Consider the following 13,650-nt stretch of genomic DNA (forward strand, 5'->3'; position numbering starts at 1 on the left):
TTATCCTCTGGTTATCCCCTGCGTAGCCGCGGTCACGGCCAGGGTGTGATGATCACCGCAAACACTATCAGCAGCCGTGCCAGCGCACGGGTGAGCGGCCCGCGCGGGTGTCGCGGAGGGGGTTGACAAACCGCCCGATCTGACTCTTCGGTAACAAAACGGTTACTATTAAAGCTACGTGTCCGCTGATGATAGGTAATATTTTGCGTTTCAAGACTGCAGTTGCACTAGTGCTGCTCGGCCTCCTGACACTGCTGGCCGGAATCGGCCAGAAGACATTCTGGGCTCCGGCCGAGACCGTCACGGCTACCGCACCGACCGGTGCCACCGCCGCACCGCTGACCGTTTTCGACGAGAAGCTGCGCACGCTGCATGGCGGCACCGTAAAGATCAATGTCAAGGGGGAGGGCAGCTTTTTGCTGGCTTCCGGCCGGCCGGATGACGTGGCGGCATGGGTCGGCAAGACCGCCCACAACACCGTCTCCGGGGTCTCTGAGGACGGCAAGGCACTGCAGCTAACGCATTCCGAGGGCGAAGCCACGGCTCCCTCGCCCGCCGGCTCCGATCTGTGGGTTACCACCGAGAACGCCAGCGGCGAAATGAAGTACTCCTGGACCCCGCCGGCCGACGGCGACTGGTCGCTGCTGCTCGCGGCGGACGGCACCAAGCCCGCTCCGACGTCGATCACCATGACCTTCCCCAATGACACGTCCACGCCGTGGGCCATCCCCTTTATGGTGGTGGGCGGCCTGCTGATCCTGGCCGGTGCTGCACTCCTGGCCCTCAAGCCAAGGGCCGGTACCCCGAAGGGCACCGGCACCAATGAACCCGGCGACGGCGGCTCCACCGGCAGCCTGTTTGCCCGCCGCGCGCAGGCCAGGGCTGCCGCCCGCGCCGGTGCCCGAAATGAGGCCCGGAATTCTGCCGGCGCCACCTCGGCCATCCCGGCGGTGGATCCCGGGGGCCGCCCGCAGGGGAAGCCGGTCCCGAAGGACACGCCTGAAGCCAACACGGCCCAGCAGCAGTCAACGGCCGCCCGGCGGCTGCGCCGCCCGGGCGTGGTCGTCGCCGTCCTGACGGCCACTGCCGTCGCCGCTACGGGCGTGGCCGCACAGGCCAGCCAGACACCCGCGCCGTCGCCGGGCACGTCGTCCGCGTCGCCGTCGGGATCCGCTTCCGCCGCGGCGGAGAAGGCGCCCGACGCACCGGTGCTGGTCGATGCCCAGTTCCGCCGGATCCTCGAGCAGGTTTCCAGCGCGGTCGACGCCGGTGACGCGGCCAAGGATGCCAGCAAGCTCGAGCCCCGCGTGGCGCCGCCCGAACTTGAGGTCCGCACTCAAAACTACAAAATCCGGTCCGAGGTCGGCTCCTACGAGGCCAGGATGCCTGTCCGCGCCACGAAGCTCCTGACCACGGTGGTCACCACGAAGCGCAGCTGGCCCCGCTCGGTCATGGCCGTGACACAGGGCGAGGGCAACGTTGTTCCCCAGCTGCTCACCCTGACCCAGGCGTCCCCGCGGGAGAACTACAAGCTCGTGGGCACCACTCCGCTGCAGCCGGGCACAACGTTCCCGGGCATCGCCAGGGGCGGCACCGAGACCCTCGCGCCCGGAGACAAGTCGGGACTGCTCTACAGCGGAGAGGAAGCACTGGCCGGGCTGGGCGACCGCCTGACCAACGCCGAATCCGCGTTCAAGGACAAGCTCGTGGAGGGCCAGTCCTCCCCATATATCGCGGACACCCTCGCCTACCAGGCCGACGCGGTCAGCTCAGGGGTGAACGGCACCTTTGCCTTCACCCACAAGGTGGTCCCGGAGAGCACCGTGGTGTTCCGTACCGCCGACGGCGGCGCGCTGGCCCTGGGCCGCCTGGACTTCGGGTTCGACGGCTCCCCCAAGGCCTCGGGCGACAAGCTGACGATCGGCGACGACGCCGCTGCCCTGGCAGGCGGCAAGGAGACAAGCACCGGCATGGTGCTGAACTTCGCCGAGACGATGGCCGTCTACATCCCGCCGGCCGGCTCCAAGGATCCGATGAAGCTGGTGGCCGCCACCCGCGGACTTGTCGGGGCAAGCTTCAAGTAAGACGCCCGGCAGCGACATGGCAGTGACGTGACAGCAGCATAGAAGGAGAGGCCGGGCCGCAATGGCCCGGTCTTTTCTGTTTCGCTGGAAGCGGACCCACTGGCATGGGCCGGGACCGCAGTGGCTAGAGTGGAGCTATGACTTCGCCAGCTTCCCGCCCGGTTCCCCCCGCTGCCGCCAACCTTCTAAACCTGCGTGGCGCCGTCGACCTTTCCTCGCTCAAACAGCGCCCCGCGCCGCCGGCGCCTGCCGTCCCGGGCGGTCCCGGTGGCGGTGTCCCTGCCGCACCCGCAGCAGGTCCCGCAGCAGGTGCCGACGACGGCGCCGACGCGGCGGGCCACCCGGGACGTCCGCTGCGGGTGGACGTCACGCAGGCCAATTTCCAGGAACTGGTGGAGCTCTCCGCCCAGGTTCCCGTGGTCATTGCCCTCTGGTCGGGTTCCTCGCCAGGCTCAGACGGGATCGTTGACGTCCTTGAGCAGATCATTGACGGCTACGACGGCCGGCTGGTCCTGGGCTCGGCCGACGTCGAGGCATTCCCGCAGCTCGCGCAGGCGTTCCAGGTCGAGGCCGTGCCCACCGCCGTGGCCGTCGTGAAGGGCCAGCCCGTGCCCCTGTTCCAGGGCGGCGCGGAGGAACAGCAGATCCGCAGCCTGCTCGACGAGCTGCTCAAAGTTGCCGCCGCGAACGGCGTGACCGGCCGCATCGACGCGGGCGGGCCGGGCACCGGCGAGCCGGAGGCCCCGCCCCTGCCGCCCCTGCACCAGAAGGCGTTCGACGCCATCGAAGCGGGCGACTACGCCGCTGCTGCCGCGGCCTACCGCCAGGCGCTCCTGGAAATGCCGGCCGATGCCGAAGCCAAGGCCGGACTCGCGCAGGTGGAACTTATGGGCCGCCTCCAGCCGCTCTCGGGCGCGGAAACCGATGCGCTCCGCCAGCAGGCCGCCGATGAGCCGGACAACCTGGACGCCCAGCTTGACGTCGCGGATCTTGACGTCGCCGGCGGGCACGTCGAGGACGGCCTCGGCCGGATTGTCGCCTACATCGGGCGGAACTTCGGTCCCGAACGGGAAACGGCCCGGATCCGGCTGCTGGAGCTGTTCGACGTCGTGGGGATCCACGACGACCGCGTCGCGAAGGCCCGCCAGAACCTGGCCCGGGTGCTCTTCTGATGGGGTCTGCCCTCTTCACGCCGCTGGACCTGCGATCCCTGCGGCTGCGGCACCGCGGCTGGGTCTCGCCGATGTGCCAGTACAGCTGCGAGGCCGAGACCGGGGAAGGTGTGCCCAACGACTGGCACCTCATGCACCTGGGCTCCTTCGCCACCGGGGGAGCGGCCCTCATCCTCACCGAGGCGGCCGCCGTGAACGCCGCCGGCCGGATCAGCCCCCGCGACGCCGGCTTGTACAACGATGACCAGGCGGCCGCGTGGGAGCGGATCACCGCCTTCGTCCACCGCCGCGGAACCGCGGACACCAAGATCGGCACCCAGCTGGCCCACGCCGGCCGGAAGGCGTCCTCCTACTGGCCGTTCTCCGGGAAGCAGGGCACCGTCCCTGCGTCCGCGGGCGGCTGGGACACGGTGGGACCCGGCGCCGGCGCCTTTGACGGTTATGCGGCGCCTGCGGCCATGACCGTCGAGGAGATCGACGGCGTGATCGCCGATTTCGCCGCCGCCGCGGTGCGGGCCGTCGGTGCCGGCTTCGACACGATTGAAATCCACGGCGCCCACGGCTACCTCCTTCACCAGTTCCAGAGTCCCCTCGTCAACGACCGCACCGACGCCTGGGGCCGCGATGAGGCGGGCCGGAACCGGCTCACCCTCGCCGTGGTGGACGCGGTCCGGGACGTCATTCCTGACTCCATGCCGCTGCTGCTGCGGATTTCCGCCTCCGACTGGGCCGAGGGCGGCATCGATGCCGAGGCCTCGGTCCGAATGGCCAGGGCCGCCTCCGAACACGGTGTGGACCTCGTGGACGTCTCCAGCGGCGGCGCCGTGGCGCACCAGCAGATTCCGGTGGGCCCGGGTTACCAGACGGGGTTCGCCGCCCGGATCCGGCGCGAAACCGGCGTCCGGACCGGCACCGTCGGGATGCTGACCTCGGCCGGCCAGGCCGAGCACGCCGTTGCCACCGGGCAGGCGGACGGCGTGTTCATCGCCCGCGCCGCGCTGCGCGACCCGCACTGGTGGCTGCGCGCCGCTTTTGAGCTGGGGCAAGAACTTGGGTGGCCGCCGCAGTACGAGCGGGCCGTCCCCCGGCACACGTTCTAGGAGTTCCTACGCCTTGCGGAGGACGGTGGGGGTACGCCTGCCGGACGATCGTGTTCACACGCCGAAGCAGTTAGCCTAACGACATGACTTATCAGCAACCGGATCCTCATGCCCCCGGGAACCCGCCGTCGGCGCCGGTTCCTGCCTTGTCCCTGCGCGGGCTGGCCAAGCGCTTCGGCGACAAGATCGCCGTCGACGGCATCAGCCTGGACGTACCGGCCGGCTCCTTCTACGGGATCGTCGGCCCCAACGGGGCAGGCAAGACCACCACCCTGTCTATGGCCACGGGACTGCTCCGGCCCGAGTTCGGCACGGCGCTGGTGCACGGTGTGGATGTCTGGCAGCACCCCCTGGAAGCCAAGAAGTTGATGGGGATCCTGCCCGACGGCGTCCGGCTCTTTGACCGGCTGACCGGTGAACAGCTGGTGAGCTATGCCGGGCTGCTGCGCGGCATGGAGAGGGACGTGGTGTCATCCCGGGTCAAGGAACTGCTCGCCGCCCTGGACCTCAGCCAGGACGCCGGCACCCTCGTGGTGGACTACTCCGCCGGCATGACGAAGAAGATCGCGCTCGCCTCCGCGCTGATCCATGCGCCGCGGCTGCTGGTGCTCGACGAGCCGTTCGAATCCGTGGACCCCGTGTCCGCCGCGAATATCCGCGACATCCTGGACCGCTACGTGGCGTCCGGCGGAACCGTCATCGTCTCGAGCCACGTTATGGACCTGGTCCAGCGGATGTGTGACCACGTCGCTGTCGTCGCCGCCGGGCGGGTGCTAGCTGCCGGCACCGTGGACGAGGTCCGCGCGGGGCAGTCCCTCGAAGACCGCTTCGTCCAGCTGGTCGGCGGCCGCAACCACACGGAAGGGCTGGAATGGTTGCGCACCTTCTAAGGCTCAAGCTCACCCTGCTGCGCAACGGTGTCCGGCGCAGCCCCTGGCAGCTGGTGGGCCTCGGGATCGGAGCGCTGTACGCGCTGGGCCTCGTCGGGCTCTCTGTCAGCGGCCTGCTGTTCCTGCGCGAGGCCGACGTCGCGCTGGCGCAGACGGTTGTGGTGCTGGGCGGTGCCGCGGCGCTGCTGGGCTGGGCGATCATTCCGGTGGCCGCCTCCTCCGCGGACATGACGCTCGATCCGGCACGGTTCACCACCTCGGCCGTGCCCATGCCGCACCTGCTGGCCGGGCTGGCCCTCGGCGGACTGATCGGCATCCCCGGCGTCGCCACCTCCCTCGTGGCGCTCGCCACCGTGGGTACCTGGTCCCGGAGCCTTCCCGCAGCGGCAGGCGCCCTGGTGGGGGCGTGCCTTGGCGTGCTGAGCTGCATTGTCCTGTCCAGGGTGGTCACCACCGCCACCGCCACCGCCGGGCTCGCCGGGTCACGCCGCTTCAAGGACGCCAGCGCCGTCGCTTTCCTGATCCCGCTGGTGCTGATGGGACCCATCGTGGCCGGGATCGCCGAGGGGATCGCCGGCTCCGGTGATTTCCTGGCCGGACTGGCCCGCACGCTGTCGTGGACCCCGGCCGGCGCGGCCTGGTCCCTCGGCGGCGATGTTGCCGCCGGCAGCTACGGCTCCGCGGCGCTCAAGTTCCTGATCGCGCTTGCCACCCTGGCCGGCCTCGCGCTGTGCTGGAAACTCCTGCTCCAGCGGGCCCTCGTCACCCCGCCCTACGCCGCCACCGCCAAGAAGAAAGCCGCGGGCCTTGGCCTCTTTGGGCTGTTCCCGGCGACGCCGACCGGGGCTGTCGCCGCCCGTTCCCTGATCTACTGGCTGCGGGACCCGCGCTACGCCGGGTCCCTCGTCGTCGTCCCGCTGCTGCCTGTCCTGCTGCTGTTCCATGCCAGCCAGAGCGGGAACTACGGAATGTTCCTCTTCGTGGGCCCGCTGACCGCCTTCCTGCTCGCCTGGTCCATCTCCTCGGATGTCTCCTACGACAACACTGCGTTCGCACTGCACCTGTCCACGGGCGTCCGCGGCGTCCATGACCGGCTGGGACGTGCGCTGTCGTGCCTGATCTTCGCCCTGCCCGTGGTGCTGGCGTTCAGTGTCCTTCCGTTCCTTTTCGGCGGCGACTGGGAGCTGCTGCCGGGAGTTCTCGGACTGTCCCTTGGGATGCTGTTCAGCGGGCTGGGCCTGTCCTCGGTGGTCTCGGCGCGCTATACCGTGGCGGTGCCGCTACCCGGCGACAGCCCCTTCAAAAAGCCGCCGGGAAACGTGGCCCAGACGATGGCGGTGCAGTTTGGCGGCATGGGGGTGCTCCTGCTGCTCGTGGCGCCCGAGGCAGCCCTGATGGCAGTGCAGCTGATCACCGGCAGCCCGGTGGCCGGCTGGATCAATCTGGTGCTCGGTCCGGCCCTGGGGCTGGCGCTGTTCGTCGGCGGGGTCCGGCTCGGCGGAAAATGGCTGGAATCGCGCGGGCCGGAACTGCTGGCCCAGCTGGCCGTCAACCGCTGACCGGACCTGACGGCACCGGAGGCGCGGGCACTGGAAGCGCGGGCGCCGGGGCGCGGGCACCGGGGCCAGGACTGGGATAGCCTGCCGGTAACGCACAACTGCAAAGGCAGGGCCATGGAAATCGTCATTCTCTCCGGCAGCAAGCCGATCGCCTCGCTCGCGGCGGACGCAATCGAGGTGCTGCTCCGGCGCAAACCCGGGGCCGTCCTGGGCCTCGCCACCGGGTCCTCGCCGTTGCCGGTCTACCACGAACTGGCGCTGCGGCACGAGCGGGACGGGCTGGACTTCAGCCAGGCCCGCGGGTTCGCCCTGGACGAGTACGTGGGGCTGCCGCCGGGCCACCCGGAGTCCTACCGCGAGGTGATCCGGCGCGAATTCACCGAGCGGGTCAACATCAGCCCGGCCAATGTGCACAGCCCCGACGGCGCGGCCGACGACATCCCCGCGGCATGCCGGGCCTATGAGGACGCCATCCGCGACGCCGGGGGTGTGGACCTGCAGCTCCTCGGCGTCGGTACGGACGGCCACATCGGTTTCAACGAGCCTGCTTCATCCCTGGCGTCGCGGACCCGGATCAAGACCCTGATCGAGCAGACACGCCGGGACAATGCACGGTTCTTCGGCAGCCTCGCCGAGGTCCCGCACCACGTCCTCACCCAGGGGCTCGGAACCATCCTGGATGCCCGGCATGTGATCCTCATTGCCACCGGCGCGCAGAAGGCCCAAACCGTACGCGACCTCGTGGAGGGGCCCGTCGCCGCGATCTGTGCCGCCTCCGTGCTGCAACTGCATCCGCACGCCACGATCCTGCTGGATGAGGCGGCCGCGTCCTCGCTGCGGCTCGCCGATTACTACCGGCACAGCTATGACAACAAGCCCTCGTGGCAGGGGCTTTAAGGGCCGGCCGTCACGATACTGTCGCGATACCGTCTCCGTCCCGTCGCATTTCTGTCCGTTCCAGCGGCTAAGATGGGTCTCATGAACAGCATGACCGATCCCCTCGAAAACGACCCGATGCGCGAGCTCTCCGGAGCCGGGACATCGACGGCCACGATCGAGCGCGAGGAACTGCGCCAGGAAGTGGAACCCGGTGACCGGGAGCGCTTCTCGCACTATGTGCGCAAGGAAAAGATCATGGAATCCGCGCTGTCCGGCGAGCCTGTAATTGCCCTCTGCGGCAAGGTCTGGACTCCCGGACGTGATCCTAAGAAATTCCCCGTGTGCCCCGAATGCAAAGACGTTTACGACGGACTCCGCCCGGGCAAAGACGGCGGCGGCAAAGGCTCCGGCGACAAATAGCGGCCACGCAGCCCGGCAACTGGCGCATCCAGTCGTCGGGTCCGCGCTGCGGCCGCCCTGGCATCGCGTGCGCCTGACGAGCGTGCACCTGGCGCGTGCCGGTGTCCCGGGGTGCGCTGTTCACCCGGTGAATGTGGTCAGGTCCGTGCCGACCGGTGTTTGCCAACGGTTCATCCGAAAAAAGATTGGTGTTTTTGTGCTTAATTGGGTTTCTCCGGCAGCAGCAGCGGTACGCGGAATGGAGGGCACCTAAGTGACAGAAACACTCTTTGGCGGACCCACGCTGCCTCCCGCGTATCCCGAGCGGGCCGCCTGGGGCACCGCCCCCAAACTCCGGGCCTGGCAGCAGGAAGCCCTCGACAGCTACTTCAGCACCCACCCCAAGGATTTCCTGGCGGTGGCAACGCCGGGCGCCGGTAAGACCACCTTCGCGCTGCGTGTGGCCTCCATGCTGATTGACGCCGGCGCCGTCAACCGCGTCACCATTGTGGCGCCCACCGACCACCTCAAGCGGCAGTGGGCCGATGCCGCCGCCAAGGTGGGCATCGCCATCGATCCGAACTTCAAGAACGCCGACGGACAGCACGGCCGCGGCTTCGTCGGCGTCGCAGTCACGTACGCGCAGGTGGCCAGCAAACCGATGCTGCACCGGGCCAAGACCGAGGCCGCCCGCACACTGGTTATCCTGGACGAAATCCACCACGGCGGCGAGGCGCTGTCCTGGGGCGACGGTCTCCGCGAGGCCTTCGAGCCCGCGGCCCGCCGGCTCTCCCTGACCGGGACGCCGTTCCGCTCCGACACGTCGCCGATCCCGTTCGTGGAATACGCCGAGGACCGCGACGGCATCCGGCGGTCCAAGGCCGACTACACCTACGGCTACGGCAAGGCGCTGCGCGACCATGTGGTCCGCCCGGTCATGTTTATGGCCTACTCCGGGCAGATGCGCTGGCGCACGAGCGGCGGCGAGGAAATGGCGGCGTCGCTCGGCGAATCCGCCGTCACCAAGGACATCACGGCGCAGGCCTGGCGCACCGCGCTGAACCCGGCAGGTGAATGGATTCCGGCCGTCCTCGCCGGGGCCGACAAGCGCCTCAGCGAGGTGCGCCGCACCGTCCCCGACGCCGGCGGCCTGGTCATCGCCACCGACCACGACGACGCGCGTGCCTACGCCGGGCAGCTGAAAAAGATCACCGGCGAATCACCCACCGTCATTTTGTCCGATGATGCCAAGGCCTCCAGCAAGATCGAGGAGTTCACCGCCAGCGAGAAGCGCTGGATGGTGGCGGTCCGGATGGTGTCCGAAGGCGTGGACGTCCCGCGGCTGTCCGTCGGCGTCTACGCGACGTCGATCTCCACGCCGCTGTTCTTTGCCCAGGCCGTGGGACGCTTCGTGCGTGCCCGCAAGCGCGGCGAGACGGCGTCGGTCTTCCTGCCGTCCGTTCCCACATTGATGGCGCTGGCGAACTCGATGGAGGCAGAGCGCGACCATGCCCTGGACCGTCCGGAGAAGGAAGACGGCGACGGCCTCTTCAATCCCGAGGACTCGCTCATGGACGAGGCGAACCGCGAGGAAAAGGCCTCCGATTCGCTCACGAAGGGCAAGTTCGAGGCGCTGGATTCGCAGGCGTCCTTTGACCGGGTCCTGTTCGACGGCGGCGAGTTCGGCACCGGCGGCGAGGTGGGCTCGGAGGACGAGCTCGACTTCCTCGGGATCCCCGGCCTGCTCGACGCCGAACAGGTCGGCACGCTGCTGCGCCAGCGCCAGCACGAACAGCTGAACCGAAAGAACGCCCGCGCCCCGCAGGCCGGCGCCCCGCCGGCCGCCGCGGCCGTGCCGGACCACCGCATGCTGATGGACCTGCGCACTGAGCTGGCCAAGAACGTGGCGGCGTGGTCCGCGCGGACGGGCACCCCGCACGGAGTAGTCCACACCAAACTCAGGACTGTCTGCGGCGGCCCGCCCGTGGCACAGGCCAACGAGGAGCAGCTGCAGACCCGGTTGCGGAAGCTTCAGGACTGGTTCATCGGCCGGAAGTAGCGTGCTGCGGGCTACTGCCCGCCGCCGCCGCAGGTAGTGCCGAGGGTCTGGCCGGCAGCGGTGTACTTGGGCTGCAGCTCCTCAAGCTTCGCGGAATCCGGGTCGGACTTCGCCGACTCGTCCAGGAATTCAATGATGGAACGCAAGGGAGCCTTCAGCTCATCGGAGGAAGTCACCTCGATGGGCCGCAGCCGATTGGCGAGACGAATCATCCCTGCCTTGTCCGCGTTGGACGTCGGGCCTGCGCCGACGCCCTGGATCCGGGTGCAGGTTTCCTCGTTGCTCAGCTGCGGGGCGGCGGAGCAGCCGGCGGCGCCGAGCAGGGCCCCGGCAACGATCAGGACGGTGAGGGTCTTCTTCATGGTTTACTCCGGGGTTCTACGGGTCAGACGATCTGGCAAGGGTTTTGAGTCTACTGTGAGGGCGCTGTTTTCCGGTCAAGCGTCACGGCCGGACGCCGCCACAATCCGGCATCCGGCGGGACTTGCAGGCGCCTACGCGATGTCGACGCCGCCGAGTTCCATCTCGGCGACGGCGTCTTCGAGGTCCCCTGCGACCCCCACGGTCAAGTCGCGGAGCACCGTGACGGAGTAGCCGGCCTGGACGCCGTCGAGCGCGGTGGCTTTGACGCAGTGATCGGTAGCGATCCCGACGACCACCACGTCCTCGACGTCGTGGCTCTGCAGCCAGTCGTCGAGCCCGATCGCGTCCTCGCCGGCCAGGGCCTCGACGTCGAGGTCACCGCCGGGGGCACCGCCGGATACCGGCATGGCGCCGGGCTTCCGGTCGCCGGTCGGGACGGCATCGTCCGGGGCGAGCAGGCCTTCAAAACCCGAGTAGGCGGCCGTGAACCGGCCCTTGCGGAAGTAGGCCTGGATGTATTCCGTGTCGAGGTCCGGGTGCAGTTCGGCGCCGTGGGTGCCGGCGACGCAGTGCTTCGGCCAGCTGTCGACGAAGTCCGGTTTCTCGGAGAAATGCTCGCCCGGATCGACATGCCAGTCCTGGGTGGCCACGATGTGGTCGAACTGGCTGTGGTGCGCGTCGACGTATTCGCTGATCGCGCCGGCGAGCTCCGCCCCGCCGTCGACGGGCAGGGAGCCTCCTTCGCAGAAATCGTTCTGGACGTCGACGATGATCAGGGCGCGGGACATCAGTTCTCCTCGTAGATGGTGGGGATGGCTGCTTCGCCGCGCTGCAGCCGGTTGACCACAGCAGGAAGCTCTTTCATGGTGTCGGCATGGCGCTGGCGGGCGCGCACGACGCCCTCCGCTCCGGTCCAGCCCGGCAGGAGTTCGCCGTTCTTGATGAACTGCTGCAGCAGCGGACGGTCGTTGCCGTCGTCCTCCGGGCGGTGGCCGATGCCCACGATCTCCTGGCTGGCCGTGCCGCGTTCGTTGAGCTTACGCAGCGCGTACTTGCGCCCGCCCTTGCTCGTCTTGTTCTTGGCGGCCTTGGCCACCGGGACGAACTCGCCGGCGTCGTCCGTGCGGCTGACCAGCTTGTAGACCATGCTCGCCGTCGGGGCGCCGGAGCCGGTCACGAGGGAAGTGCCGACGCCGTAGGAGTCCACCGGGGCGGACTGAAGTGCGGCGATGGCGAATTCGTCCAGGTCGGAGGTGACGATAATCCGGGTGCGCTCATTTCCCAGCCCGTCCAGCAGCTGGCGGACCCACTGCGCCTGCGCCACGAGGTCCCCGGAGTCCAGGCGCACCGCGCCCAGTTTGTCGCCGGCCAGTTCGACGGCGGTCCGGACCGCCGCCTCGACGTCGTAGGTGTCCACCAGCAGTGCGGTGCCGGCACCCATCGAGGCAATCTGGGCCTCGAAGGCCTCGCGCTCGGTATCGTGCAGCAGGGTGAAGGAGTGGGCGGCGGTACCCACGGTCTTGAGCCCGTAGCGCAGGCCGGCCTGCAGATTGGAGGTGCTGTCGAAGCCGGCGATGATCGCGGCACGGGCGGCCGCGACGGCGGACTCCTCCTGGGTCCGGCGGGAGCCCATTTCCACACACGGCCGGCTGCCGGCCGCGGTGATCATTCGCGAGGCCGCCGAGGCGATTGCACTGTCGTGGTTGAGGATCGAGAGGATGTAGGTCTCGAGGATGCAGGCTTCGGCGAACGTTGATTCAACAATAAGGATGGGGGAGTTCGGGAAGTACGCCTCGCCCTCCGGGTAGCCCCACATATCGCCCGAGAAGGAGAAGCCGGCCAGGTACTCGAGGGTCTCCTCGTTGACCACTTTGGTGCGGCGGAGGAAGTCGATCTCGGCGCCGCCGAAGCGGAAGTCCGCGATGCCTTCCAGCAGGCGGCCGGTTCCGGCCACAATCCCGTAGCGGCGGCCGTCCGGCAGGCGTCGGGCAAAGGCCTCGAACACCGACTTGCGGTGGGCGGCGCCCGAATGCAGCGCGGCCTGCAGCATGGTCAGCTCGTAGTGATCGGTGTACAGGGACGTGCGGGGGCGGTCCCAGCCAGCTGAGGTACTCACGAATTCACTCTAGTGCGCATCCCCATAGAATGGACAGATGACCCTCAGCGTTGCGCTCGGCCCGGACACCCAGGCCGGCACCCAAACCGGAACAGCGGCGTCCACCGACGTCCTGACCGCCCCGGACATCCCCTGGAACCTTGTGATCTGGAACGATCCCGTGAACCTGATGAGCTACGTGAGCTACGTGTTCCGCAGCTACTTCGGCTATTCGGAGGCGAAAGCCAACAAGCTCATGCTGGAGGTCCACAAAAAGGGGCGGTCCATCGTGGCGCACGGCAGCAAGGAGCAGGTGGAGCAGCACGCCGTCGCGATGCACGGCTACGGCCTCTGGGCCACCGTGGAGAAGGCGACCGGCGGCGGCGACGGCACAGGATCAGGCAAGGGCAAGGGAAAACGTGGCTAAGGCATTCAAATACGGGCTCAAGGGCGTCACCGGCTACCTGGAGACCGCTGAACGCGAATTGCTGCGCAGCCTCTTCGATGACGTCATCTCCATGCTGGAGCCGGAGCAACGGGCTAACCAGGACCCCCTCGCCGCGCTCGTCGGACTCGATACGGAGGCGCGCGAACCCTCGGACCGCGCCCTGCGGCGGCTGCTGCCGAATGTCATGAAGAACGACGACGACGCGTCCCTGGAGTTCCGCCGGTACACGGAACGCTCGCTGCGGGAAAACAAGATCGGCGCCCTGAAGGCCGCCTCGCTGGGGCTGGACAAGGACGAACTGGTCCTCACCCCCGCCGATGCCCGGCACTGGTCCACCGCCCTGAACGATGTGCGCCTGGTGCTCGCCGAACGCCTCGACATCCGCGATGATGCGGACGCCGAGCATGTCCACCTCATGCAGGACTGGTCCCAGGCCGAGGACGTCGAAAGTTATCTGGCCCTTGTCTACAACTTCACCACCTGGCTGCAGGAATCCCTGGTCCAGGCCATGCTGGCCTCGCTGGAACCACGCAGCTGAGCCGGCGCCTCCGCTCACGGGATGTGACAAATTAGACATGAGTCGGACAACACAATGTGATGCC

The 13,650-nt window shown here is 68.5% G+C and carries 13 protein-coding genes; 10 read left to right on the forward strand and 3 right to left on the reverse strand.

Annotation, left to right across the window (positions count from 1 at the left end):
- Positions 1–188: 188 nt before the first annotated feature.
- The 8 genes from ACZYZE_RS06425 (at position 189) to ACZYZE_RS06460 (ending at position 10,142) form a co-directional block, all read left to right on the forward strand.
- Positions 189–2,084, forward strand: a complete 1,896-nt coding sequence (locus tag ACZYZE_RS06425) for a hypothetical protein (protein WP_459318784.1) — start codon at positions 189–191, stop codon at positions 2,082–2,084.
- A 137-nt stretch (positions 2,085–2,221) separates the two neighbouring features.
- A complete protein-coding gene (locus ACZYZE_RS06430; protein WP_463906884.1) occupies positions 2,222–3,256 on the forward strand; it encodes a tetratricopeptide repeat protein in 1,035 nt (344 codons plus the stop codon).
- Complete coding sequence (locus ACZYZE_RS06435; protein WP_463906886.1) at positions 3,256–4,356, forward strand: NADH:flavin oxidoreductase/NADH oxidase; 1,101 nt, start codon at positions 3,256–3,258, stop codon at positions 4,354–4,356. Before ACZYZE_RS06430 ends, ACZYZE_RS06435 begins: the two co-directional genes overlap by 1 nt.
- Before the next feature lie 83 nt (positions 4,357–4,439).
- The gene (locus ACZYZE_RS06440) at positions 4,440–5,246 is read left to right on the forward strand and encodes an ABC transporter ATP-binding protein (protein ID WP_463906887.1); all 807 of its coding nucleotides are present in this window, start codon (positions 4,440–4,442) and stop codon (positions 5,244–5,246) included.
- A complete protein-coding gene (locus tag ACZYZE_RS06445) occupies positions 5,228–6,805 on the forward strand; it encodes a transporter (protein ID WP_463906889.1) in 1,578 nt (525 codons plus the stop codon). Before ACZYZE_RS06440 ends, ACZYZE_RS06445 begins: the two co-directional genes overlap by 19 nt.
- Before the next feature lie 114 nt (positions 6,806–6,919).
- On the forward strand, positions 6,920–7,702 hold the full coding sequence (gene nagB / locus ACZYZE_RS06450) for a glucosamine-6-phosphate deaminase (protein WP_459318779.1): 783 nt from the start codon (positions 6,920–6,922) through the stop codon (positions 7,700–7,702).
- 90 nt (positions 7,703–7,792) lie between these two features.
- The gene (locus ACZYZE_RS06455; protein ID WP_459318832.1) at positions 7,793–8,104 is read left to right on the forward strand and encodes a DUF3039 domain-containing protein; all 312 of its coding nucleotides are present in this window, start codon (positions 7,793–7,795) and stop codon (positions 8,102–8,104) included.
- A gap of 253 nt (positions 8,105–8,357) precedes the next feature.
- Entirely contained in the window at positions 8,358–10,142 is a 1,785-nt protein-coding gene (locus ACZYZE_RS06460; RefSeq protein ID WP_459318778.1) for a DEAD/DEAH box helicase, read from the forward strand.
- Between the two features lie 11 nt (positions 10,143–10,153).
- On the opposite strand, the gene ACZYZE_RS06465 is transcribed toward ACZYZE_RS06460, so the two are convergent.
- The 3 genes from ACZYZE_RS06465 to ACZYZE_RS06475 all read right to left on the reverse strand — a co-directional run bounded on the left by ACZYZE_RS06465 (position 10,154) and on the right by ACZYZE_RS06475 (position 12,621).
- Complete coding sequence (locus ACZYZE_RS06465; protein ID WP_463906892.1) at positions 10,154–10,504, reverse strand: hypothetical protein; 351 nt, start codon at positions 10,502–10,504, stop codon at positions 10,154–10,156.
- Between the two features lie 132 nt (positions 10,505–10,636).
- The gene (locus ACZYZE_RS06470; protein WP_463906895.1) at positions 10,637–11,293 is read right to left on the reverse strand and encodes an isochorismatase family protein; all 657 of its coding nucleotides are present in this window, start codon (positions 11,291–11,293) and stop codon (positions 10,637–10,639) included.
- A complete protein-coding gene (locus tag ACZYZE_RS06475) occupies positions 11,293–12,621 on the reverse strand; it encodes a nicotinate phosphoribosyltransferase (protein WP_463906898.1) in 1,329 nt (442 codons plus the stop codon). The genes ACZYZE_RS06470 and ACZYZE_RS06475 overlap by 1 nt, the downstream gene beginning before the upstream one ends.
- A gap of 37 nt (positions 12,622–12,658) precedes the next feature.
- Here ACZYZE_RS06475 and clpS point away from each other — a divergent pair, with 37 nt between their 5' ends.
- Complete coding sequence (clpS, locus tag ACZYZE_RS06480; protein ID WP_459318774.1) at positions 12,659–13,027, forward strand: ATP-dependent Clp protease adapter ClpS; 369 nt, start codon at positions 12,659–12,661, stop codon at positions 13,025–13,027.
- Positions 13,020–13,586, forward strand: a complete 567-nt coding sequence (locus ACZYZE_RS06485) for a DUF2017 domain-containing protein (protein ID WP_459318773.1) — start codon at positions 13,020–13,022, stop codon at positions 13,584–13,586. The genes clpS and ACZYZE_RS06485 overlap by 8 nt, the downstream gene beginning before the upstream one ends.
- Positions 13,587–13,650 lie beyond the last annotated feature (64 nt).

The sequence above is a fragment of the Pseudarthrobacter woesei genome (genome assembly GCF_055412745.1).

Bases quoted from the DNA above. Each gene is read 5' to 3' on its own strand.
- ACZYZE_RS06425 (WP_459318784.1), top strand. From the start codon at position 189: ATGATAGGTAATATTTTGCGTTTCAAGACTGCAGTTGCACTAGTGCTG.
- ACZYZE_RS06430 (WP_463906884.1), top strand. From the start codon at position 2,222: ATGACTTCGCCAGCTTCCCGCCCGGTTCCCCCCGCTGCCGCCAACCTT.
- ACZYZE_RS06435 (WP_463906886.1), top strand. From the start codon at position 3,256: ATGGGGTCTGCCCTCTTCACGCCGCTGGACCTGCGATCCCTGCGGCTG.
- ACZYZE_RS06440 (WP_463906887.1), top strand. From the start codon at position 4,440: ATGACTTATCAGCAACCGGATCCTCATGCCCCCGGGAACCCGCCGTCG.
- ACZYZE_RS06445 (WP_463906889.1), top strand. From the start codon at position 5,228: ATGGTTGCGCACCTTCTAAGGCTCAAGCTCACCCTGCTGCGCAACGGT.
- nagB (WP_459318779.1), top strand. From the start codon at position 6,920: ATGGAAATCGTCATTCTCTCCGGCAGCAAGCCGATCGCCTCGCTCGCG.
- ACZYZE_RS06455 (WP_459318832.1), top strand. From the start codon at position 7,793: ATGACCGATCCCCTCGAAAACGACCCGATGCGCGAGCTCTCCGGAGCC.
- ACZYZE_RS06465 (WP_463906892.1), bottom strand. From the start codon at position 10,504: ATGAAGAAGACCCTCACCGTCCTGATCGTTGCCGGGGCCCTGCTCGGC.
- ACZYZE_RS06470 (WP_463906895.1), bottom strand. From the start codon at position 11,293: ATGTCCCGCGCCCTGATCATCGTCGACGTCCAGAACGATTTCTGCGAA.
- clpS (WP_459318774.1), top strand. From the start codon at position 12,659: ATGACCCTCAGCGTTGCGCTCGGCCCGGACACCCAGGCCGGCACCCAA.